Source organism: Pseudomonas sp. AA-38 (genome assembly GCF_029457475.1).
Classification (GTDB): Bacteria; Pseudomonadota; Gammaproteobacteria; order Pseudomonadales; family Pseudomonadaceae; genus Aquipseudomonas.
On record NZ_CP120359.1, the window covers coordinates 5318239 to 5335544 of the forward strand.

16 protein-coding genes are annotated in these 17306 nt (G+C 63.9%); 13 read left to right on the plus strand and 3 right to left on the minus strand.

Annotated features, from left to right (window positions below; all coding sequences use genetic code 11):
* The first annotated feature begins 24 nt into the window (after nt 1-24).
* The 8 genes from PVE35_RS24465 (at nt 25) to PVE35_RS24500 (ending at nt 7801) form a co-directional block, all read left to right on the plus strand.
* Entirely contained in the window at nt 25-966 is a 942-nt protein-coding gene (locus PVE35_RS24465; protein WP_277373250.1) for a LysR family transcriptional regulator, read from the plus strand.
* A gap of 417 nt (nt 967-1383) precedes the next feature.
* Nucleotides 1384-2505, plus strand: coding sequence for a Re/Si-specific NAD(P)(+) transhydrogenase subunit alpha (locus tag PVE35_RS24470; RefSeq protein WP_277373251.1), 1122 nt, complete (start codon nt 1384-1386; stop codon nt 2503-2505).
* Between the two features lie 114 nt (nt 2506-2619).
* Complete coding sequence (locus PVE35_RS24475; RefSeq protein WP_027591131.1) at nt 2620-2931, plus strand: NAD(P) transhydrogenase subunit alpha; 312 nt, start codon at nt 2620-2622, stop codon at nt 2929-2931.
* Nucleotides 2932-2934: 3 nt separating this feature from the next.
* On the plus strand, nt 2935-4371 hold the full coding sequence (locus PVE35_RS24480) for an NAD(P)(+) transhydrogenase (Re/Si-specific) subunit beta (RefSeq protein ID WP_277373252.1): 1437 nt from the start codon (nt 2935-2937) through the stop codon (nt 4369-4371).
* 356 nt (nt 4372-4727) lie between these two features.
* Nucleotides 4728-4943, plus strand: a complete 216-nt coding sequence (locus tag PVE35_RS24485; RefSeq protein WP_268179838.1) for a DUF1127 domain-containing protein — start codon at nt 4728-4730, stop codon at nt 4941-4943.
* Between the two features lie 140 nt (nt 4944-5083).
* Nucleotides 5084-5404: a DUF2388 domain-containing protein gene (locus tag PVE35_RS24490; protein WP_277373253.1), complete on the plus strand. Its 321-nt coding sequence runs from the start codon at nt 5084-5086 to the stop codon at nt 5402-5404.
* A gap of 124 nt (nt 5405-5528) precedes the next feature.
* Nucleotides 5529-5849 carry a DUF2388 domain-containing protein gene (locus PVE35_RS24495; RefSeq protein ID WP_268179842.1) on the plus strand — a complete coding sequence of 107 codons (321 nt, stop codon included), beginning with the start codon at nt 5529-5531 and terminating at the stop codon, nt 5847-5849.
* On the plus strand, nt 5846-7801 hold the full coding sequence (locus PVE35_RS24500; protein WP_277373254.1) for a DUF4105 domain-containing protein: 1956 nt from the start codon (nt 5846-5848) through the stop codon (nt 7799-7801). The genes PVE35_RS24495 and PVE35_RS24500 overlap by 4 nt, the downstream gene beginning before the upstream one ends.
* Nucleotides 7802-7872: 71 nt before the next feature.
* Here PVE35_RS24500 and PVE35_RS24505 read toward each other — a convergent pair whose 3' ends face one another.
* Nucleotides 7873-8277 (minus strand): GFA family protein, encoded by a 405-nt coding sequence (locus PVE35_RS24505; RefSeq protein WP_277373255.1) that lies wholly within the window; start codon nt 8275-8277, stop codon nt 7873-7875.
* Nucleotides 8278-8383: 106 nt separating this feature from the next.
* On the opposite strand from PVE35_RS24505, the gene PVE35_RS24510 reads away from it, so the two are divergent.
* The 5 genes from PVE35_RS24510 (at nt 8384) to PVE35_RS24530 (ending at nt 13301) form a co-directional block, all read left to right on the plus strand.
* Nucleotides 8384-9253, plus strand: coding sequence for an AEC family transporter (locus PVE35_RS24510; protein WP_277374932.1), 870 nt, complete (start codon nt 8384-8386; stop codon nt 9251-9253).
* Nucleotides 9254-9456: 203 nt separating this feature from the next.
* Nucleotides 9457-10761, plus strand: a complete 1305-nt coding sequence (locus PVE35_RS24515) for a CitMHS family transporter (RefSeq protein ID WP_277373256.1) — start codon at nt 9457-9459, stop codon at nt 10759-10761.
* 93 nt (nt 10762-10854) lie between these two features.
* Nucleotides 10855-11616, plus strand: a complete 762-nt coding sequence (locus PVE35_RS24520) for a TerC family protein (protein ID WP_268179849.1) — start codon at nt 10855-10857, stop codon at nt 11614-11616.
* A 147-nt stretch (nt 11617-11763) separates the two neighbouring features.
* Nucleotides 11764-12063, plus strand: coding sequence for a hypothetical protein (locus PVE35_RS24525; RefSeq protein ID WP_268179851.1), 300 nt, complete (start codon nt 11764-11766; stop codon nt 12061-12063).
* 107 nt (nt 12064-12170) lie between these two features.
* Nucleotides 12171-13301: a PilT/PilU family type 4a pilus ATPase gene (locus PVE35_RS24530; protein WP_268179853.1), complete on the plus strand. Its 1131-nt coding sequence runs from the start codon at nt 12171-12173 to the stop codon at nt 13299-13301.
* A 61-nt stretch (nt 13302-13362) separates the two neighbouring features.
* Here PVE35_RS24530 and PVE35_RS24535 read toward each other — a convergent pair whose 3' ends face one another.
* A complete protein-coding gene (locus PVE35_RS24535; RefSeq protein ID WP_277373257.1) occupies nt 13363-15921 on the minus strand; it encodes a TRAP transporter permease in 2559 nt (852 codons plus the stop codon).
* A gap of 141 nt (nt 15922-16062) precedes the next feature.
* A complete protein-coding gene (locus tag PVE35_RS24540; RefSeq protein WP_277373258.1) occupies nt 16063-17034 on the minus strand; it encodes a TAXI family TRAP transporter solute-binding subunit in 972 nt (323 codons plus the stop codon).
* Between the last annotated feature and the right edge of the window lie 272 nt (nt 17035-17306).

Sequence of the window (17306 nt, forward strand, 5' to 3'; positions counted from 1 at the left end):
CTCATGAGTGAGGCCTTTGCATAAATGCGCCGCAAGATCCCCAGCACCGCCGCACTGGTCGCCTTCGAGGCTGCTGCGCGCCATCAGAGCTTCACCAAGGCCGCCGATGAGCTCAGCCTGACGCAAAGCGCAATCTGCCGGCAGATCGGTGGACTGGAGAGCTTTCTCAATGTCGAGCTGTTCCGCCGCTCACGGCGCGGCGTGGTGCTGACCGAGGCCGGCGTCGCCTATAGCCGCAAGGTGGCCGCGCAACTGGATGCGGTGGAGCGCGACACCCTGGCACTGATGGGCAACCAGGGCACCAGCAGCATCGAGCTGGCAGTGGTTCCCACCTTCGGCACACAATGGCTGCTGCCGCGTCTGCGCACATTCCAGCAACTGCATCCGCAGGTAACGGTGCACCTGACCAACCGCACCCGTCCCTTCCTGTTCGCCGACACCCATTTCGATGCCGCCATCTATTATGGCGATGCCGAATGGTCAGGTACCGAGGCGCATTTTTTAATGCACGAGCACCTGCTGCCGGTGTGCAGCCCGGCCTTGCTCGGCGAGAGCCCGGTCACAGCCGAGCGCATTGCAACGCTACCACTGCTGCAGCAGACCACTCGCCCCTATGCCTGGCGCCAATGGTTCGCGGCTCAGGGCATGAATGTCTCCCGTGACATGACCGGCCCGCGCCTGGAGCTGTTTTCCATGCTCGCCCAGGCCGCGCGGCACGAAATGGGTGTGGCGCTGATTCCGCCCTTCCTGATCCAGCGCGAGCTGCAGGATGGCAGCCTGGTGATTGCCCTCGATCGTGCGGTACCGAACAACGACCGCGCCTATTACCTGATGGTGCCGGAGCGCAAGGCCGAGTCGGCGGCGCTCAAGGCCTTCCGCGACTGGCTCCTGCTGCAAGCAAGCGCCTACCGCGAGGGCGATATCCAGCGCCACGAAGATGGCAAGAGAAAGTCAAAAAAGTCATGAGCAAGACGGGTAGCAACAAATTGGTCACACTACAGCGCCACTCTTGAGCCAATGCGCGCCATGCCCAGTACTTTCGGGTGATTCCACAATTTTGAACGCCCCGTTCGTGACTTTTCACACTGCAGCCAATGCGACCAACGGTCATTCGCTCGATGAATGCCGCGCGTGCAGCACAAAGCCCGTAAAGCCTGCTGTTCCCCAGAGATGACGCGGGCTTGCCGCAGTATAAAAATCCCTCATAGACCCATTACTTGTAGTAATCCATTTTTTTTACTCCATAACTTCTTGTAAGGGTCTGCATTCGATTGCACAATCGCCGCGCCCGCCCTCTTCCGGCAGGTGTTGTGCTGATCCCCAATCGCCGGCGCGCCAGCGCAGTGCACCGGTTCACAAAAAAGATCACGCAGGAGATTAGAAGTGCACATTGGTGTTCCTCTCGAAACCCATGCTGGGGAGACGCGGGTTGCCGCGACGCCCGAGACCGTCAAGAAACTGGTTGGCCAAGGCCACCAGGTGACCGTCCAGACCGGCGCCGGCATCAGCGCCAGCATCCCGGACAGCGCCTATGAAGCCGCTGGCGCCACCATTGGCAACGATGCGGCCGCCTTCGGCGCCGACCTGGTGCTCAAGGTGGTCGCGCCGACCGACGCCGAACTGGCGCAGATGAAGAACGGCGCCGTGCTGGTGGGCATGCTCAACCCCTTCTGCAACGACACCATTGCGCGCATGAATGCCCGCGACATCACCGCCTTCGCCCTGGAGGCCGCGCCGCGTACCTCCCGCGCGCAGAGCCTGGACGTGCTGAGCTCGCAGGCCAACATCGCCGGCTACAAGGCCGTGATGCTCGCCGCCAACCACTATCCGCGCTTCATGCCCATGCTGATGACCGCCGCCGGTACGGTGAAGGCCGCCCGCGTGCTGATCCTCGGTGCCGGCGTCGCCGGCCTGCAGGCCATCGCCACGGCCAAACGCCTGGGTGCGGTGATCGAGGCCTCCGACGTGCGCCCGGCCGTGAAGGAGCAGATCGAGTCGCTCGGCGCCAAGTTCGTCGACGTGCCGTTCGAGACCGACGAGGAACGCGAGTGTGCTCAGGGTGTGGGCGGCTACGCCCGGCCGATGCCTGCCTCGTGGATGGAGCGCCAGGCCAAGGCCGTGCACGAACGCGCCAAGCAGGCCGATATCGTCATCACCACCGCGCTGATCCCAGGCCGCAAGGCACCGACGCTGCTGCACGAAGCCACCGTACAGGAAATGAAGCCCGGCTCCGTGGTCATCGACCTGGCTGCCGCTCAGGGCGGTAACTGCCCGCTGACCGAAGCCGACCAGGTGGTGGTCAAGCATGGCGTCACCTTCGTCGGCCATACCAACCTGGCCGCCCTGGTGCCGGCAGATGCCTCCGCCCTGTACGCACGCAACCTGCTGGACTTCCTCAAGCTCGTGATCGACAAGGAAGGCCAGTTCCAGCTCAACCTCGAAGACGACATCGTCGCGGCCTGCCTGATGTGCAACGCCGGCGAAGTCGTGCGCAAGAACGGATAAAAGGGCCGCAGGCATCACATGACCCTCGCCCTCTGGGAGAGGGTGCCCGAAGGGCGGGAGAGGGTACGTCCCCTCGTCCCGAGACCTGATAGTCGAACTACAAAGGATCACAACATGGATCTGATTTCCGACGGCATCTACAACCTGATCATCTTCGTGCTGGCCATCTACGTCGGCTACCACGTGGTGTGGAACGTCACCCCGGCCCTGCACACCCCGCTGATGGCCGTGACCAACGCCATTTCCGCCATCGTCATCGTCGGCGCCATGCTGGCCGCCGCGCTCACCGTCACCCCGCTGGGCAAGGCCATGGGCACCCTGGCCGTGGCCCTGGCGGCGGTGAACGTATTCGGTGGCTTCCTGGTCACCCGGCGCATGCTGGAAATGTTCAAGAAGAAGGCCCCCAAGGCCCAGGTGGAGAAGTAAGCGATGAGCATGAATCTGATCACCGTTCTCTACCTTGTCGCCTCGGTGTGTTTCATCCAGGCGCTCAAGGGTCTGTCGCACCCGACCACCTCGCGGCGCGGCAACCTGTTCGGCATGGTCGGCATGGCCATCGCCGTGCTCACCACCGTCGGCCTGATCCACAAGCTGGGCGCTGAACTGGCCGTGCAGGGCATCGGCTTCGTCATCGTCGGCCTGCTGGTCGGCGGTACCGCTGGCTCAATCATGGCCAAGCGTGTCGAGATGACCAAGATGCCGGAACTGGTCGCCTTCATGCACAGCATGATCGGCCTGGCCGCCGTGTTCATCGCCATCGCCGCCGTGGTCGAGCCGCAGTCGCTGGGCATCGTCGCCGCCCTGGATGATGCGATTCCAGCCGGTAATCGCCTGGAGCTGTTCCTCGGTGCCGCCATCGGCGCCATCACCTTCTCCGGTTCGGTGATCGCCTTCGGCAAGCTGTCGGGCAAGTACAAGTTCCGCCTGTTCCAGGGCGCGCCCGTGGTGTTCAAGGGCCAGCACCTGCTGAACCTGCTGGTGGGCATCGCCATCGTCGCCCTGGGCCTGTACTTCACCTTCACTGGCGACATCCGCGCCTTCGCCATCCTGGTGGCCCTGGCCTTCGTCATCGGCGTGCTGATCATCATCCCCATCGGCGGCGCCGACATGCCGGTGGTGGTGTCGATGCTCAACAGCTACTCGGGCTGGGCAGCGGCCGGTATCGGCTTCTCGCTGAACAACTCCATGCTGATCGTCGCCGGCTCCCTGGTGGGCTCCTCGGGCGCCATCCTCTCGTACATCATGTGCAAGGCGATGAACCGCTCGTTCTTCAACGTCATCCTCGGCGGTTTCGGTGCCGATGCCGACGCGGGTGCCGCCGCGGGCAGCCAGGAGCAACGCAGCGTCAAGTCGGGTTCCTCCGACGACGCCGCCTTCCTGCTGACCAACGCCGACACCGTGGTCATCGTCCCCGGTTACGGCCTGGCAGTGGCCCGTGCCCAGCACGCGCTGATGGAGCTGGCGGAGAAGCTGACCCACCGCGGCGTCACCGTGAAGTACGCGATCCACCCGGTGGCCGGTCGTATGCCGGGCCATATGAACGTGCTGCTGGCCGAGGCCGAGGTGCCCTACGAGCAGGTGTTCGAGATGGAGGACATCAACTCCGAATTCGGGCAGACCGACGTGGTGCTGGTGCTTGGCGCCAACGACGTGGTCAACCCGGCGGCGAAGAACGATCCGAAGTCGCCGATCGCCGGCATGCCGATCCTCGAGGCGTACAAGGCCAAAACCGTGATCGTCAACAAGCGCTCGATGGCCAGCGGCTACGCCGGCCTGGACAATGAACTGTTCTACATGGACAAGACCATGATGGTCTTCGGTGATGCCAAGAAGGTCATCGAGGACATGGTCAAGGCCGTTGAATAAGCGCTGACCAACCCGACAGGAAACCCGGCCTCGTGCCGGGTTTTTTGTGTCCGGGCTCTCGGAAAAAATTGATTTTCAGGTCAGAAACAAAAGCCAATCAATTCCAAACTGTACTGCTTGAAAGGCTGTATTTTTTGGGTTGCACCCAGTTAAAAACACTGAGAATTATGGTTGCACCCAGTATTTTCACTTATTACCGGTACAGTTAAATCAAATTTTGACATAACAGTTACAAAGCAACCTATCTAATAGCACGACAATTTTCTCCATCTGTGACTACTGGGTCTTCTCCGCGCTCGGGATAATTTGCCCATCGACAGCAAACACACCCCGCCACAAGCGGAAGGATGAACATCATGGAACGTACCCTCAGTTCCGCCCTGCTCCAGACCCACAGCGCCGCCAGTGACAAGTCCCCCTGGCCGCTCCGCGTGATCGCCACCGTCACCCAGTGGCAGCGCCGCATCGTCAGCCGTCGTCAACTGGCTCGACTCGATGCCCGCCTGCTGGCCGACGCCGGCATCACCGAAGATCAGCGTTACCTCGAACTGCAGAAGCCGTTCTGGCGCTGATACCCCTTTGCTCCATCCCGTTACGGGATCTTCTGAGAGCTCTACCGTTTCTGCGCGGTAGGGCTTTCGTTTTATTCACGCCCTGCATAAGCTCGCCTGACCGCTCAACGATAACGAGGCGGCATTTTCGGAGCCTTGCCATGCACACCCGTTACCTGATCAGCCTCACCCTCCTGATGACACTGGCAGGCGCTGCCTCTGCGAGCAGCTTCGTCGCCACCACCGATACCCTCGGCAGTGCCTTGGCGGGCAGCGCAGAAGCCAGCTCGGACGCCACCTCTTCGCTGCGCGACAGCAAGGTCGTGCAGGCCGCCCAGGATGATGCCGCCAGCTTCATCGCCAGCAATGGCCAGGTGCGCGGGGTTCGACTGGAAAGTGCACTGCGCTATCTGCGGAGCCAGTCGGCGGCCCTGCAAAGCGTCAGCGACCTGCAACTGGCCAGCGCCATCCTCGCGCGCTGAATGCACCGCGCCGCTGCTGACCGCCGCGCCCTCGCCCCGTAAACTACGGCGACACCCTCGCCAGCGGAACCGCGCTGGCCAGGGCGCGTCCAATCGTCCGTCCTGCAGTTCCCGGAGCTATCTCATGCGTCGTTCACTCGTCATCGCCCTAGCTGCCTGCGCCCTGTTCAGCGGTATCGCCCAGGCGCAAACCGTGGTCGCCACCAGTAACATCGTGGTGCGCGCCCTGGATCGCAGCATCAACTTCACCTCCGATACCACCACCTCGATACGTGACATGAAAGCCGTGGTACAGGCCCGTGACGATGCCGCCAGCTTCGTCGCCAGCGCTGGCGAGATTCGCGGCGCACAACTGGAAGCTGCGCTGCAAACCCTCCGCCAGCAATTGCCCGAGGCGCAAAGCGCCAGCGATCTGCAACTGGCCGAAGCCATCCTCGCCCTGTGATACGCCTTGCCGCCTGGTGCTGCGGCGCGCTGCTGGCCCTGGCCGCAGGCGTCGCCCAGGCGCAATTGCGATTGACCCTGGACAACCGCGGCCTCGACGCCGGCCAACGCCAGGCCAGCCATGCCCTGCTTGACGAGGCCATGGCAGCACTGCCGCCGCGCTTCGTCGAACGCCTGGATCGCCAGGTGCGGGTCAGTTGGCGAGCCGACATGCCGGCCGAGGTGTACGGCCAGGTCGGGCGCTATAGCGGTATCGAACTCAACGCCGGACTGCTGCCGAAACTGGTCGATGGCTCGGCAGCGCAGAACCGCACCGGTCGCCCCCATGGCACCCAGCGCCAGGAACTGCTGGCCACCTTGCTGCATGAGCTGACTCATCTCTACGACCGCGCCCGCCTCTGGCCCGCCGCCCAACGCCGGCAGATCGTCCTGTGCCGGCAACGCACCAAATCCACAGGGCTGGTCGGGCTGCCAGATGCCTGTCGCGGCCAGACCGAGCGCCGTTTTACCCTCAGCGACGATCCACACCTGCTTGACCTGGCCGGCTGGCCACAACGGGTCGGTCGGCGCGGCGCGCGTGATATCGACAACGGTCAGGTGGCGCGCAGCCCAGACAGCTACGAGCTAAGCAACCCGCTGGAGTTCGTCGCAGTCAACCTCGAGTACTTTCTGCTCGACCCCAGTTACGCCTGCCGCCGCCCGTCCCTGGCCCGCTACTTCCGTGAGCATTTCGACTGGACGCCGCCAAGCCAGCCCTGCGCCGAGGGCTACGCCTACCTCAACGCCGGGCGCGACTTCGCTCGTCAGCCGCTGGCGCGCATAGACCCCGAACGGGTCTACGCCGTGGACTACCTGTTGGCCGAAGCCAACGACGCCTGGATGAGCCGCTGGGGCCACAGCATGCTGCGCCTGGTGATCTGTGCACCTGGACGACCGCGCGGCCCGGATTGTCGGTTGGATCTCGACCAGCACCTGGTGCTGTCCTACCGCGCCTTCGTCGGCGATGTGCAACTGTCGAGCTGGGACGGGCTGACCGGCGCCTATCCTTCGCGCCTGTTCGTCCTGCCGCTGGAACAGGTGATCGACGAATACACCAAGGTCGAGCTGCGCAGCCTGGCCTCGGTACCGCTGCGCCTGTCGCGCGACGAACTGGAGCGCCTGGTGGCACGGGCCGCCGAGCAGCACTGGAGCTATGACGGCGACTACTACTTCATCTCCAACAACTGCGCGGTGGAAACCCTCAAGCTACTGCGCAGCGGTACCGGCAATCCGCGCCTACAAGCCCTCGACAGCATCCTGCCCAACGGCCTGCTGGACATGTTGGCAGCGCGCGGACTGGCCGACACCTCGGTACTGGACGACCCGCGCGAAGCCCTGCGCCTGGGCTACCGCTTCGACTCTTTCCGTGACCGCTACCAGGCCATGTTCGCCGTGCTGCGTCAGCGCCTGCCGATCACTCAGGACAACGTGGAAACCTGGCTGGCACAACCTGCGCAGCAGCGCCAGCAATGGTTCGCCCAGGCCGACCTGCGCACCAGCGCCGCCCTGCTGCTGCTGGAGCAAGCGGCGCTACGCCGACAACTCCTGCTCGCCCAGGACGAACTCAAGCGCCGCTACCTGACCGGCCGCGCGGCCGGCGACCCGAGCCTGAACAAGGCCGGCGCCACGCTGGAGCAGATACTGACCAACAGCGGTTTTCTAAGTCGCCCGGCCGAATTGCTCGAAGGCGGCTACGGGCTGCCGCAGCAACAGGAATGGGAGCGCCTGGAGGCGAGCAGCCGCGAACGCCAGCAGCAACTGCGCCAGCTCAGCGATGAACTGGACGGCGAAGTGCGCAACCTGTTGCTGCCCGAGCGCCGAGCCGAACTGGAAGCCAACGAAGCCAACCTGCTCGCCCTGGGTGAACACCTGCGTGCCCTGCACAAGGCCAGCGGCGGCCTGCAGTTACCCTAGCCTCGAGAGTAATGAGTAGCCCGGATGAAATCCGGGAAATCGTTCTGTCCAGTCCCCGGATTGCAGCCGGGCTACGGGATGATCTCTTCGTCTTCTTCCGGCAGTTGCGGATCGACCGTCAGCCAGGGCAGTCGGCTGCCTACCCAGATATGCCGATCGGCCGGGATCTGCTCGGGCTCGTCGAGGGTAGCCACGGTCACGTCCAGCGTCTGCGGGCTGAGCGAGGTGAACAGCGCCAAGTGTGCACCGCAGTCGCCGCAGAAATAGCGCGTGCAGCTAGCCGAAGAGGCGAAGGCCTTCGGCGTGCCCCGCAGCCACTGGAACGCCTGGCGCGGCACCGTGACCCAGGTGGTGAGAATGCCGCCGCTGCTGCGTCGGCAGATCGCGCAGTGGCAATGCGCACTGTCGTGCAACACGGCCTCGATGCGATAACGCAGCGCCCCGCACTGACAGCCACCTTCATGACGCTCGCTCATTCGCCCCTCCTTGCATTGCCCCGCCCCGCTGACCAAGATAGCGCGACCATCGCCACCGAGAATTGCCGTGATCGATCTGCTGCTGGCCCTGTGGCCGTTGTTCGCCATGATAGTCGCCGGCTACTGGCTACGCTCGCGTGAGTTTCCCAGCGAGGCCTTCTGGCCCGGCGCCGAGCGCCTCAACTACTTCATCCTGTTCCCTGCCCTGCTGTTCTCCAGCCTGGCCAAGGCACCGTTGAACAATCCGGCCTTGCCGCGCCTGGCCCTGGCGGTGCTGCTCGGTCTCGGCATCGCCTGGATCGCCCTGCTGCTGATACGCCGTCTACGCGGCTGGCCAGCAGGGCGCTTCGGGGCATTCAGCCAGGGTATCCTGCGCTTCAACACCTACCTCGGCCTGGCCGCTGTCGGCAGCCTGTTCGGTCAGCCAGGCCTGACCCTGGCAGCCATCATGCTCGCCCTGATGGTGCCTACGGTGAATGTGCTGTCGGTGTGGTCGCTGACCGCCGAGCGCGGCGTCAGCGCGCGCAGCCTGTTGCTGCCGATCATCAAGAACCCGCTGATCCTCGCCTGTGTCGGCGGCGCATTGTTCAACCTCACCGGCATCGGCCTGCCGGGCGGTACGGATCGCCTGCTCAGTCTGCTCGCCGCCGCCAGTCTGCCACTGGGTCTGCTCTGCGTCGGTGCGGCGCTCAAGCCCGAGCAACTGGGCGGCGAGATTCCCGCGCTGGGCTGGAACAGCACCCTGCGCCTGCTGGCCATGCCGCTGCTGGCCTGGGGCGTGGCCTGGGGATTAAGCCTGCCGTCCATGGAAAGTGCCGTGCTGGTACTGTTCTTCGCCCTACCCACCGCGCCCACCGCCTACGTGCTGACCCGCCAGCTCGGCGGCGACAGCCAGTTGATGGCCGGCATCATCACCCTGCAGACCCTGCTCGCGGCTGGCAGCCTGCTACTGGTGATGGCCGCCCTGGCACCCTGAACTCCGGTAGACGATTGGTGGCAAGCTGAAAGCTCGCCGAAAGCGACTGTATCTAGCATGGCGCGGTCGCCGGTACCTGACAGGTTCGGCAGCCTACAAAAACAATACAGGTAGCCCAACCATGCTCCGTGCCCTACCCCTCCGTGCTTGTCTGCGCGCGCGCCTCAGCGCCTGCTACTCAATCTGACTCACGGAGAACCGCCATGCTGACTTTCCTTGGCTTCGCCATGGTCTCGACCTTCATGTTCCTGATCATGAGCAGACGTCTGTCGGCGCTGATCGCGCTGATCATCATCCCCATCCTCTTTGCTCTGATCGGCGGTTTCGCCACGCAGATCGGCCCGATGATGCTCGAAGGCATCAGCAAGCTCGCGCCTACTGGCGTGATGCTGATGTTCGCCATCCTTTATTTCGCCATCATGATCGACTCGGGCCTGTTCGATCCGCCCGTGCGCCTGATCCTCAAACTGGTCAAGGGTGACCCGCTGAAAGTGGCAATGGGCACCGTGGCTCTAGCCCTGATCGTATCGCTCGATGGCGACGGTTCGACCACCTACATGATCTGCGTTGGCGCCATGCTACCGCTCTACAGCCGCCTGAAGATGAGCCCGACCATCATGGCCGGCCTGATCATCATGGCCGGCGGCATCATGAACATGACGCCCTGGGGCGGCCCGACCGCACGTGCCGCCAGCGCCCTGCACGTCGACCCGTCGCATATATTCGTGCCGATGATTCCCGGCATGATGCTCGGCGCCATCGTCCTGTTCGCTATCGCCTACCTGTACGGCCTGCGCGAGCGCAAGCGCCTGGGTGTACTGCAACTGCCGGACGAGCAACTGCAGCAGGAAGAGATCAGCGTTTCGCAATTCCCGGAAGCGCGCCGGCCGAAACTGCTGTGGATCAATGCGATCCTCACCGTGGTACTGATGAGCACCCTGATTGCTGGCCTGCTGCCGATGCCGGTGCTGTTCATGATCGCCTTCAGCATCGCCATGATCATCAACTACCCCTGCCTGCAACAGCAGAAGGAACGCGTCGCCGCCCATGCCGGTAACGTCCTGGCCGTGGTTGGCCTGATCTTCGCGGCAGGCATCTTCACCGGCATTCTCAGCGGTACCGGCATGGTCGAGGCCATGTCCAAGAGTCTGCTGGCCGTGATCCCGGATGCCTTCGGCCCCTACCTGGCGGTGATCACCGCGCTGGTGAGCATGCCGTTCACCTTCTTCATGTCCAACGACGCCTTCTATTACGGCATTCTGCCGGTGCTCAACCAGGCGGCCTCGAACTACGGCATCAGTGCTGTGGAAATGGCTCGCGCCTCGATCGTTGGCCAGCCGGTGCACCTGCTCAGCCCGCTGGTGCCCTCGACCTACCTGTTGATTGGCCTGGCCAAGATCGAGTTCGGCGACCTGCAGCGCTTCACTCTGAAATGGGCGGTGCTGGTCTGCATGGCTATCCTGGCGGCGGCGCTGCTGCTGGGTGTCTTCCCACTGCTGAGTCGCTGAAAATCGTGATTTGACGAAATTTTCACAAGCAGCCGTGTAACATGCGGCGCCCACCATCGCGTGGGCTCCGCTCAACGCTTACGAGAATCGAACATGGAATGGCTGACCAGCCCTGAAATCTGGGTTGCTTTCTTGACCCTAACTGCCCTGGAGATCGTCCTCGGCATCGACAACATCATCATGATCGCCATCCTGGTCGGCCGCATGCCCCCGCACATGCAGGCGCGCACGCGCTTCTTCGGCCTGGCCCTGGCGATGGTCACGCGCATCGGCCTGCTGCTGTCGATCACCTGGATCATGCGTCTGACCAACGACCTGTTCCACCTGTTCGGCCAGGGCATCTCCGGGCGCGACCTGATCCTCTTCTTCGGCGGCCTGTTCCTGCTGTGGAAGAGCAGCACCGAGATGTACCACAGCCTCGAGGGCGAGGATGAAGCCGAGCAGACCCCGGGCAACGGCGCGGCACGCAACTTCATCGGCACCATCATCCAGATCGCCATTATCGACATCGTGTTCAGCCTGGACTCGGTGATCACCGCCGTCGGCATGGTGTCCCACGTGCCGGTGATGGTCGCAGCGATCATCGTCGCCGTGCTGGTGATGATGCTGGCCGCCGGCACCATCAGCAATTTCATCGACAAACACCCTTCTTTGAAGATGCTGGCGCTGTCCTTCCTCGTGGTAGTCGGCACCGTGCTCATCGCCGAGGCCTTCGAGGTGCACGTGCCCAAGGGCTACGTCTACTTCGCCATGGCCTTCTCGCTGGGCGTGGAGGCGCTGAACATCCGCATGCGCGTACTGCGCGGGCGCAAGGAAGACCCGGTCAAGCTGCGCAAGGACATCCCGGGCCAGTAAGGCCGGCTGCCACCCAGATCAAGGGCCTCGATAACGAGGCCCTTTTTCTTTGCCTGACGAAAATGCCACAGCCGCTCCAAAATTTGTTTTTGATTGATAAATCATGGTGTTAGCCTTCTCGCCCCGCGAAACCATACCCGGTCACAGATGAAGAGTACCGCTACCCTACCCAAGTATCGACAACCTCAGCTCGACGATAACCGCAGCCTTGCCGAGCAGTTATCAGCATCATCGCCTGCCTCTTCTCGTACCCCTGTTCCGCTGCGCGGCCAGGGCAAGGTCGTACCGCTGAAGCGTCCCGAAGCAAAACGTGCAACGGGATTTTTCGATGCAGTGCCTGGCGCCAACATTGAAACGGCTTTGCTGCTTTTCGGCGTGGTTGCCCTCGGCATTGCCATAGGCGTTCCGCTAGGTGCCTGGATGTTCGTCAGCGCGGCGGTAGGCTGAAGCGCGCGCCCATGTAGGCATAGAGCCCTGCGCCGAGATTGATCCCGCTCAGCACGCAACCGGGCCGCGACGACTATGCTGGCCGGCATTCGATCCAGCACAGGGTCATGCCGATGAGCGACGCCAGCGACACCCTCGACGTCTTCCCCTATCTGCAACTGATGCGCCAGCATGCAGGCTCCGACCTGTTCTTCAGCGTCGGCGCGCCGCCACACATGAAGGTCGAGGGCCATAGCCAGCCGGTCGGCCAACGTGCGTTCCAGGCAGGCGAAGTGCAGCAACTGGCCTACCAGTTGCTGAGCCAGAAGCAAATCGCCGAGTTCGAGCGCGATCTGGAGATGAATCTGGCGGTGAGTCTGCAAGGTTCTGGGCGCTATCGGGTCAACCTCTACTACCAGCGCGGCGAAGTGGCCATGGTGGTGCGCCTGATCAAGAGCCAGATCCCAGGCTTCGACGCGCTCGGCCTGCCCCGGCTGCTGGAGAAACTGGCCCTGCAGGATCGCGGGCTGATCCTCGTCACCGGCGCCGCCGGCTCGGGCAAGTCCACCACGCTGGCGGCCATGCTGGACTATCGCAACCGCCACAAGAGCGGGCATATCCTCTGCATCGAAGACCCCATCGAGTTCCTCCACAGCCACCAGCGCTCGATCATCGACCAGCGTGAGGTGGGCCTGGACACCCACAGCTTCGCCGATGCTCTGCGCAACGTGCTGCGCGAGGCGCCGGACGTGATCATGCTTGGCGAGATTCGCGACGCGGCCACCATGCAGCACGCCCTGCATTACGCGGAAAGCGGCCACCTGTGCGTGGCCACGCTGCATGCCACCAGCAGCAGCCACGCCATCGAGCGCATCGCGCGCTTCTTTCCCGACGAGGCGCGCAAGCAGGTGCTGGCCGACGTCGCGCACAACCTGCTGGCGGTGATCGGCCAACGCCTGATACCCGGCCTTGACCACAAGCGCGTGGCGGCGGTGGAGCTGATGCTCGGCACCCCCTATATCCGCGACCTGATCCAGCGCGACGAGCTGGACGAGTTGCGCGAGGCCATCGGCCGCGCCGCCGAACAGGGCCTGCAGACCTTCGACCAGCACCTGTTCGCCCTGCTCGCAGCCGGGCGTATCGGCCTGGCCGACGCGCTGAAATTCGCCGACTCACGCACCGACCTCAGCCTAAGGTTCAAACTCGAACGCGGATTCTCCGCCGACGAGGCCGAGCTCAAGGTGCTGCGCGACGCTTGAGCCGGGCCAGAAACGCACAAGGCAGCCGAAGCTGCCTTGTGTATGCCTTGCCCCCAACGGGTCAGGCTGGTTGCAGCGCCTTGCGCCGACGCTGCAGGGCGACGACCAGGGCGAACAGCAGGAAGCCCGGAATCCACATCAGCTCCTTGACCCAGCGGTCGGTGGGCGCCTTGATGCTGAGGATCTGCTGATCGAACTCCAGCCCCGCTTCGGCCGCCGGGCTGCCGAAACCGACGCTGTCGATCAGCACCTTGCCGTTGTCCTCGTAGGTCATCAGGCCCAGCTTGTCCAGCCGCGCCTGGCCGTCCTCACCCGCAGGCACCGGCAGCAGCACGACGAACTCGCGCGGATCGCCCACGGAATCTTCGCCGCGTATCCACACGCGCAGCGAGCTGCCGTCTTCGACATTGCCCAGCGCCTGCACCAGTTGCGCTGGCGGCACTTCCCGATAGGGGTCGTGCAACATGTCCATCCAGAACCCGGGGCGGAACAGGGTGAAGGCCACCAGCAGCAGCAGCATGCTCTCGTACCAGCGGCTGCGCACCAGGAAGAAGCCCTGGGTGCCGGCGGCGAAGATCAACATGGCGATGGTGGCCACGATGAAGATCAGCACGCCGTGCCAGAAGTCCACGTCGATCAGCAACAGATCAGTGTTGAAGATGAACAGGAACGGTAGCGCGGCGGTACGCAGGCTGTAGAAGAACGCCACGAGGCCGGTCTTGATCGGGTCGCCCTTGGACACCGCCGCTGCAGCGAACGAGGCCAGCCCCACCGGCGGCGTCACATCGGCCATGATGCCGAAGTAGAAGACGAACAGGTGCACCGCGATCAGCGGCACGATCAGGCCGTTCTGCTGCCCCAGCGCCACCACCACCGGCGCCAGCAGGCTGGATACCACGATGTAGTTGGCGGTGGTCGGCAGGCCCATGCCAAGGATCAGGCTGAACACCGCCACCAGCACCAACATCAGCAACAGGTTGCCCATCGACAGCAGCTCGACCAGGTCGGCCAGCACCAGGCCGACGCCGGTCTGCGATACCGCGCCGACGATGACGCCAGCCGCCGCCGTAGCGATGCCAATGCCGATCATGTTGCGCGCGCCAGCGATCAGGCCTTCGCGCAAGTCGATCACGCCGTCCTTGAAGGTGCCGTGGTCATGGCTGCCATCACGGCGCATCCAGCTCAGCAGCGGACGTTGGGTGAGCAGGATGATCACCAGCATCACGCTGCCCCAGAAGGCCGACAGGCCGGGCGACAGGCGCTCGACCATCAGACACCAGACCAGCACCACCACCGGCAGCAGGAAGTGCAGGCCCGACAGCAGCACCGCGCGGGTCTGCGGCAGTTCCTCCAAGGGGGCGTTGGGGTCTTCCGGCGGCAGTACCGGCACGCTGGCCGCGACCTTCAGCAGGCCCAGATAGACCACCGCGAGCAGGGCGCCGATCACCGGCAGGGCATGCTCGCCCAGCAACGGCTTGAGCCAGCCCAGGCCGTAATACACCGCCAGGGAGAGGCCGCTGATCAGCGCCGCACCGAAGGCGAAGCCGGTCAGGCGCCGTAGCCAGGGCCTGGGCTGCTGCCCGCCGATGGGCTGCAGCCCCAGCTTGAGGGCCTCCAGGTGGACGATGTAGAGCAGCGCAATGTAAGAAATCGCGGCCGGCAGGAAGGCGTGCTTGATGATCTCGACATAGGGCATGCCGATGTACTCGACCATCAGGAAAGCCGCCGCGCCCATTACTGGCGGCATGATCTGGCCGTTGACCGAGGACGCCACCTCCACTGCGCCCGCCTTCTCCGAAGAGAAGCCAGTACGCTTCATCATCGGGATGGTGAAGGTACCAGTGGTGACCACGTTGGCGATGGATGAACCGGAGATCATCCCGGTCAGGCCGGAGGCCAGCACCGCAGCCTTGGCCGGGCCGCCGCGGAAGTGGCCGAGCAGGCTGAACGCGAGCTGGATGAAGTAATGCCCGGCGCCGGCCCGTTCGAGCAGCGCACCGAACAGCACGAAGAGGAAGACGAAGCTGGTGGAAACCCCCAGGGCGATGCCGAACACCCCCTCGGTGGTGATCCACTGGTGGTTGGCCAGCGCCTGCAGGCTCACCCCACGGTGCGCCAGCAGGCCCGGCATGTAGGGGCCGGCCAGGCTGTAGACGAGGAATATCAGGGCGATGATCGCCAGGGGCGGGCCAAGCGCGCGACGGGTGGCCTCCAGCAGCAGCGGAATGCCGATGCAGGCGGTGACCAGGTCTGCCGTGGTCAGGCTGCCGGGGCGCAGCGCCAGTTGCTCGTAGAAGACGAACAAATAGGCCGAACTGGCCGCCGCCACCAGGCCGAGGGCGATGTCCATGAGCGGCACCCGGTCGCGTGGCGAGCGCTTGAAGGCCGGATAGGCGAGAAAGGCCAGCAGCAGGGCGAAAGTCAGGTGGATAGCGCGGGTCTGGGTATCGTTGAGTACGCCGAAGCCGAAGATGAACGGCAGCGGCGAGGCGATCCATAGCTGGAACAGCGACCAGAGCAGGGCGAGGCCAGTGATCACCTGGGCCATGAGGCCGACAGGCGAGCGCGCGCCGACATCCTGGGCGATCAGTTCCTCGGTGGACAGTTGCTTGTCAGGCATGGAGTGGAACCTGCGTTTGAATGATTCGGAAAACGGCAAAAACCCGCAGGCCTGCGCCATGCGGGTTTTGCCGAGACTGCCGGATACCGCCGGCAGCGGGGCGTTACGGGTTCACCAACAGCTATCGGCGAACCCTGGGCCTTACATCCAGCCGCGTTCCTTGTAGTAACGCACGGCGCCTTCATGCAGCGGCGCACTCAGGCCGACCTTGATCATGTCGGTCTCCTTGAGGTCGGCGAAGGCCGGGTGCAGACGCTTGAAGCGGTCGATGTTGTCGAATACCGACTTGACCAGTTGGTAGACCACTTCCGGGTCGGCCTTGGCGCTGGTGGACAGCACGGCCTTGCCGCCGATGGACGGGGTCGGCTGATCGTTGCCCTTGTACAGCCCGCCAGGGATGTCGGCCTTGGTGTAGTAAGGTTTCTCAGCCAGCAGCTTGTCGATCTCGGCGCCGGTCACCGGCACCAGCACGGCGTCGACGGTGGTAGTGGCTTCCTGGATCGCGCCGTTGGGATGACCGACGAAGTAGGTCATGGCGTCGATGTTGTTGTCGCCCAGGGCGCTGGCCTGCTCAGCCGGCTTCAACTCGGCAGCCAGGGCAAAGGCGGAACGATCCCAGCCCTTGACGGCCATGATCTCTTCCAGGGTGTCACGCTGGCCGGAACCGGGGTTGCCGATATTGACGCGCTTGCCCTTGAGGTCATCGAAACTTTTGATGTTGGCGTCACGACGGGCGAGGATGGTGAACACCTCGCTCTGCAGCGAGAACACCGCGCGGATATCCTCCATCGGGCCCTCGGCCTCGAACGGCGAGGTTCCCTTGAGCGCCTTGTACTGGTGGTCGGACTGCATGATGCCGAAGTTGAATTCGCCACTGCGAATGCCATTGACGTTGGCCACGCCACCGCCGCTGGCCGGCGCGTTGCACTTGATACCGTGCTCGGCCGAGCCACGGTTGAGGAAACGGCAGATGGATTGGCCTGCCACGTAATACACGCCGGTCTGGCCGCCGGTGCCGATGGTGACGAACTTCTCGTCAGCCTGTGCCATTCCACCGAAGGTGGTGCCTGCGAGTACGGCAGACAGAGCCCATGCCAAGGATTTGCCTTTCATGGGGAATCTCCTTTTTCTGTTTTATGGAGCCGGCGCACACCTCGTGGGCACGCGCCGGGGAACTTGCAGTCTAACCGCTGAGCACGAGAATGCACGCCCGGCGTGCCCCGGGGCTCGTAACCGCTTGTGTAACGCGTTTCTTGTAACGCCGCGCGAGCAGAGGTGCTGGGGAGGCGGCAGCCAAGCATTCTCGTCGCCAGACGAGTACTTGCCGGCAGGGTTTGGCGCCCTGTCGGCAAAGCCCGTAGAGTGTTCACCCTGTTGTCATGAGG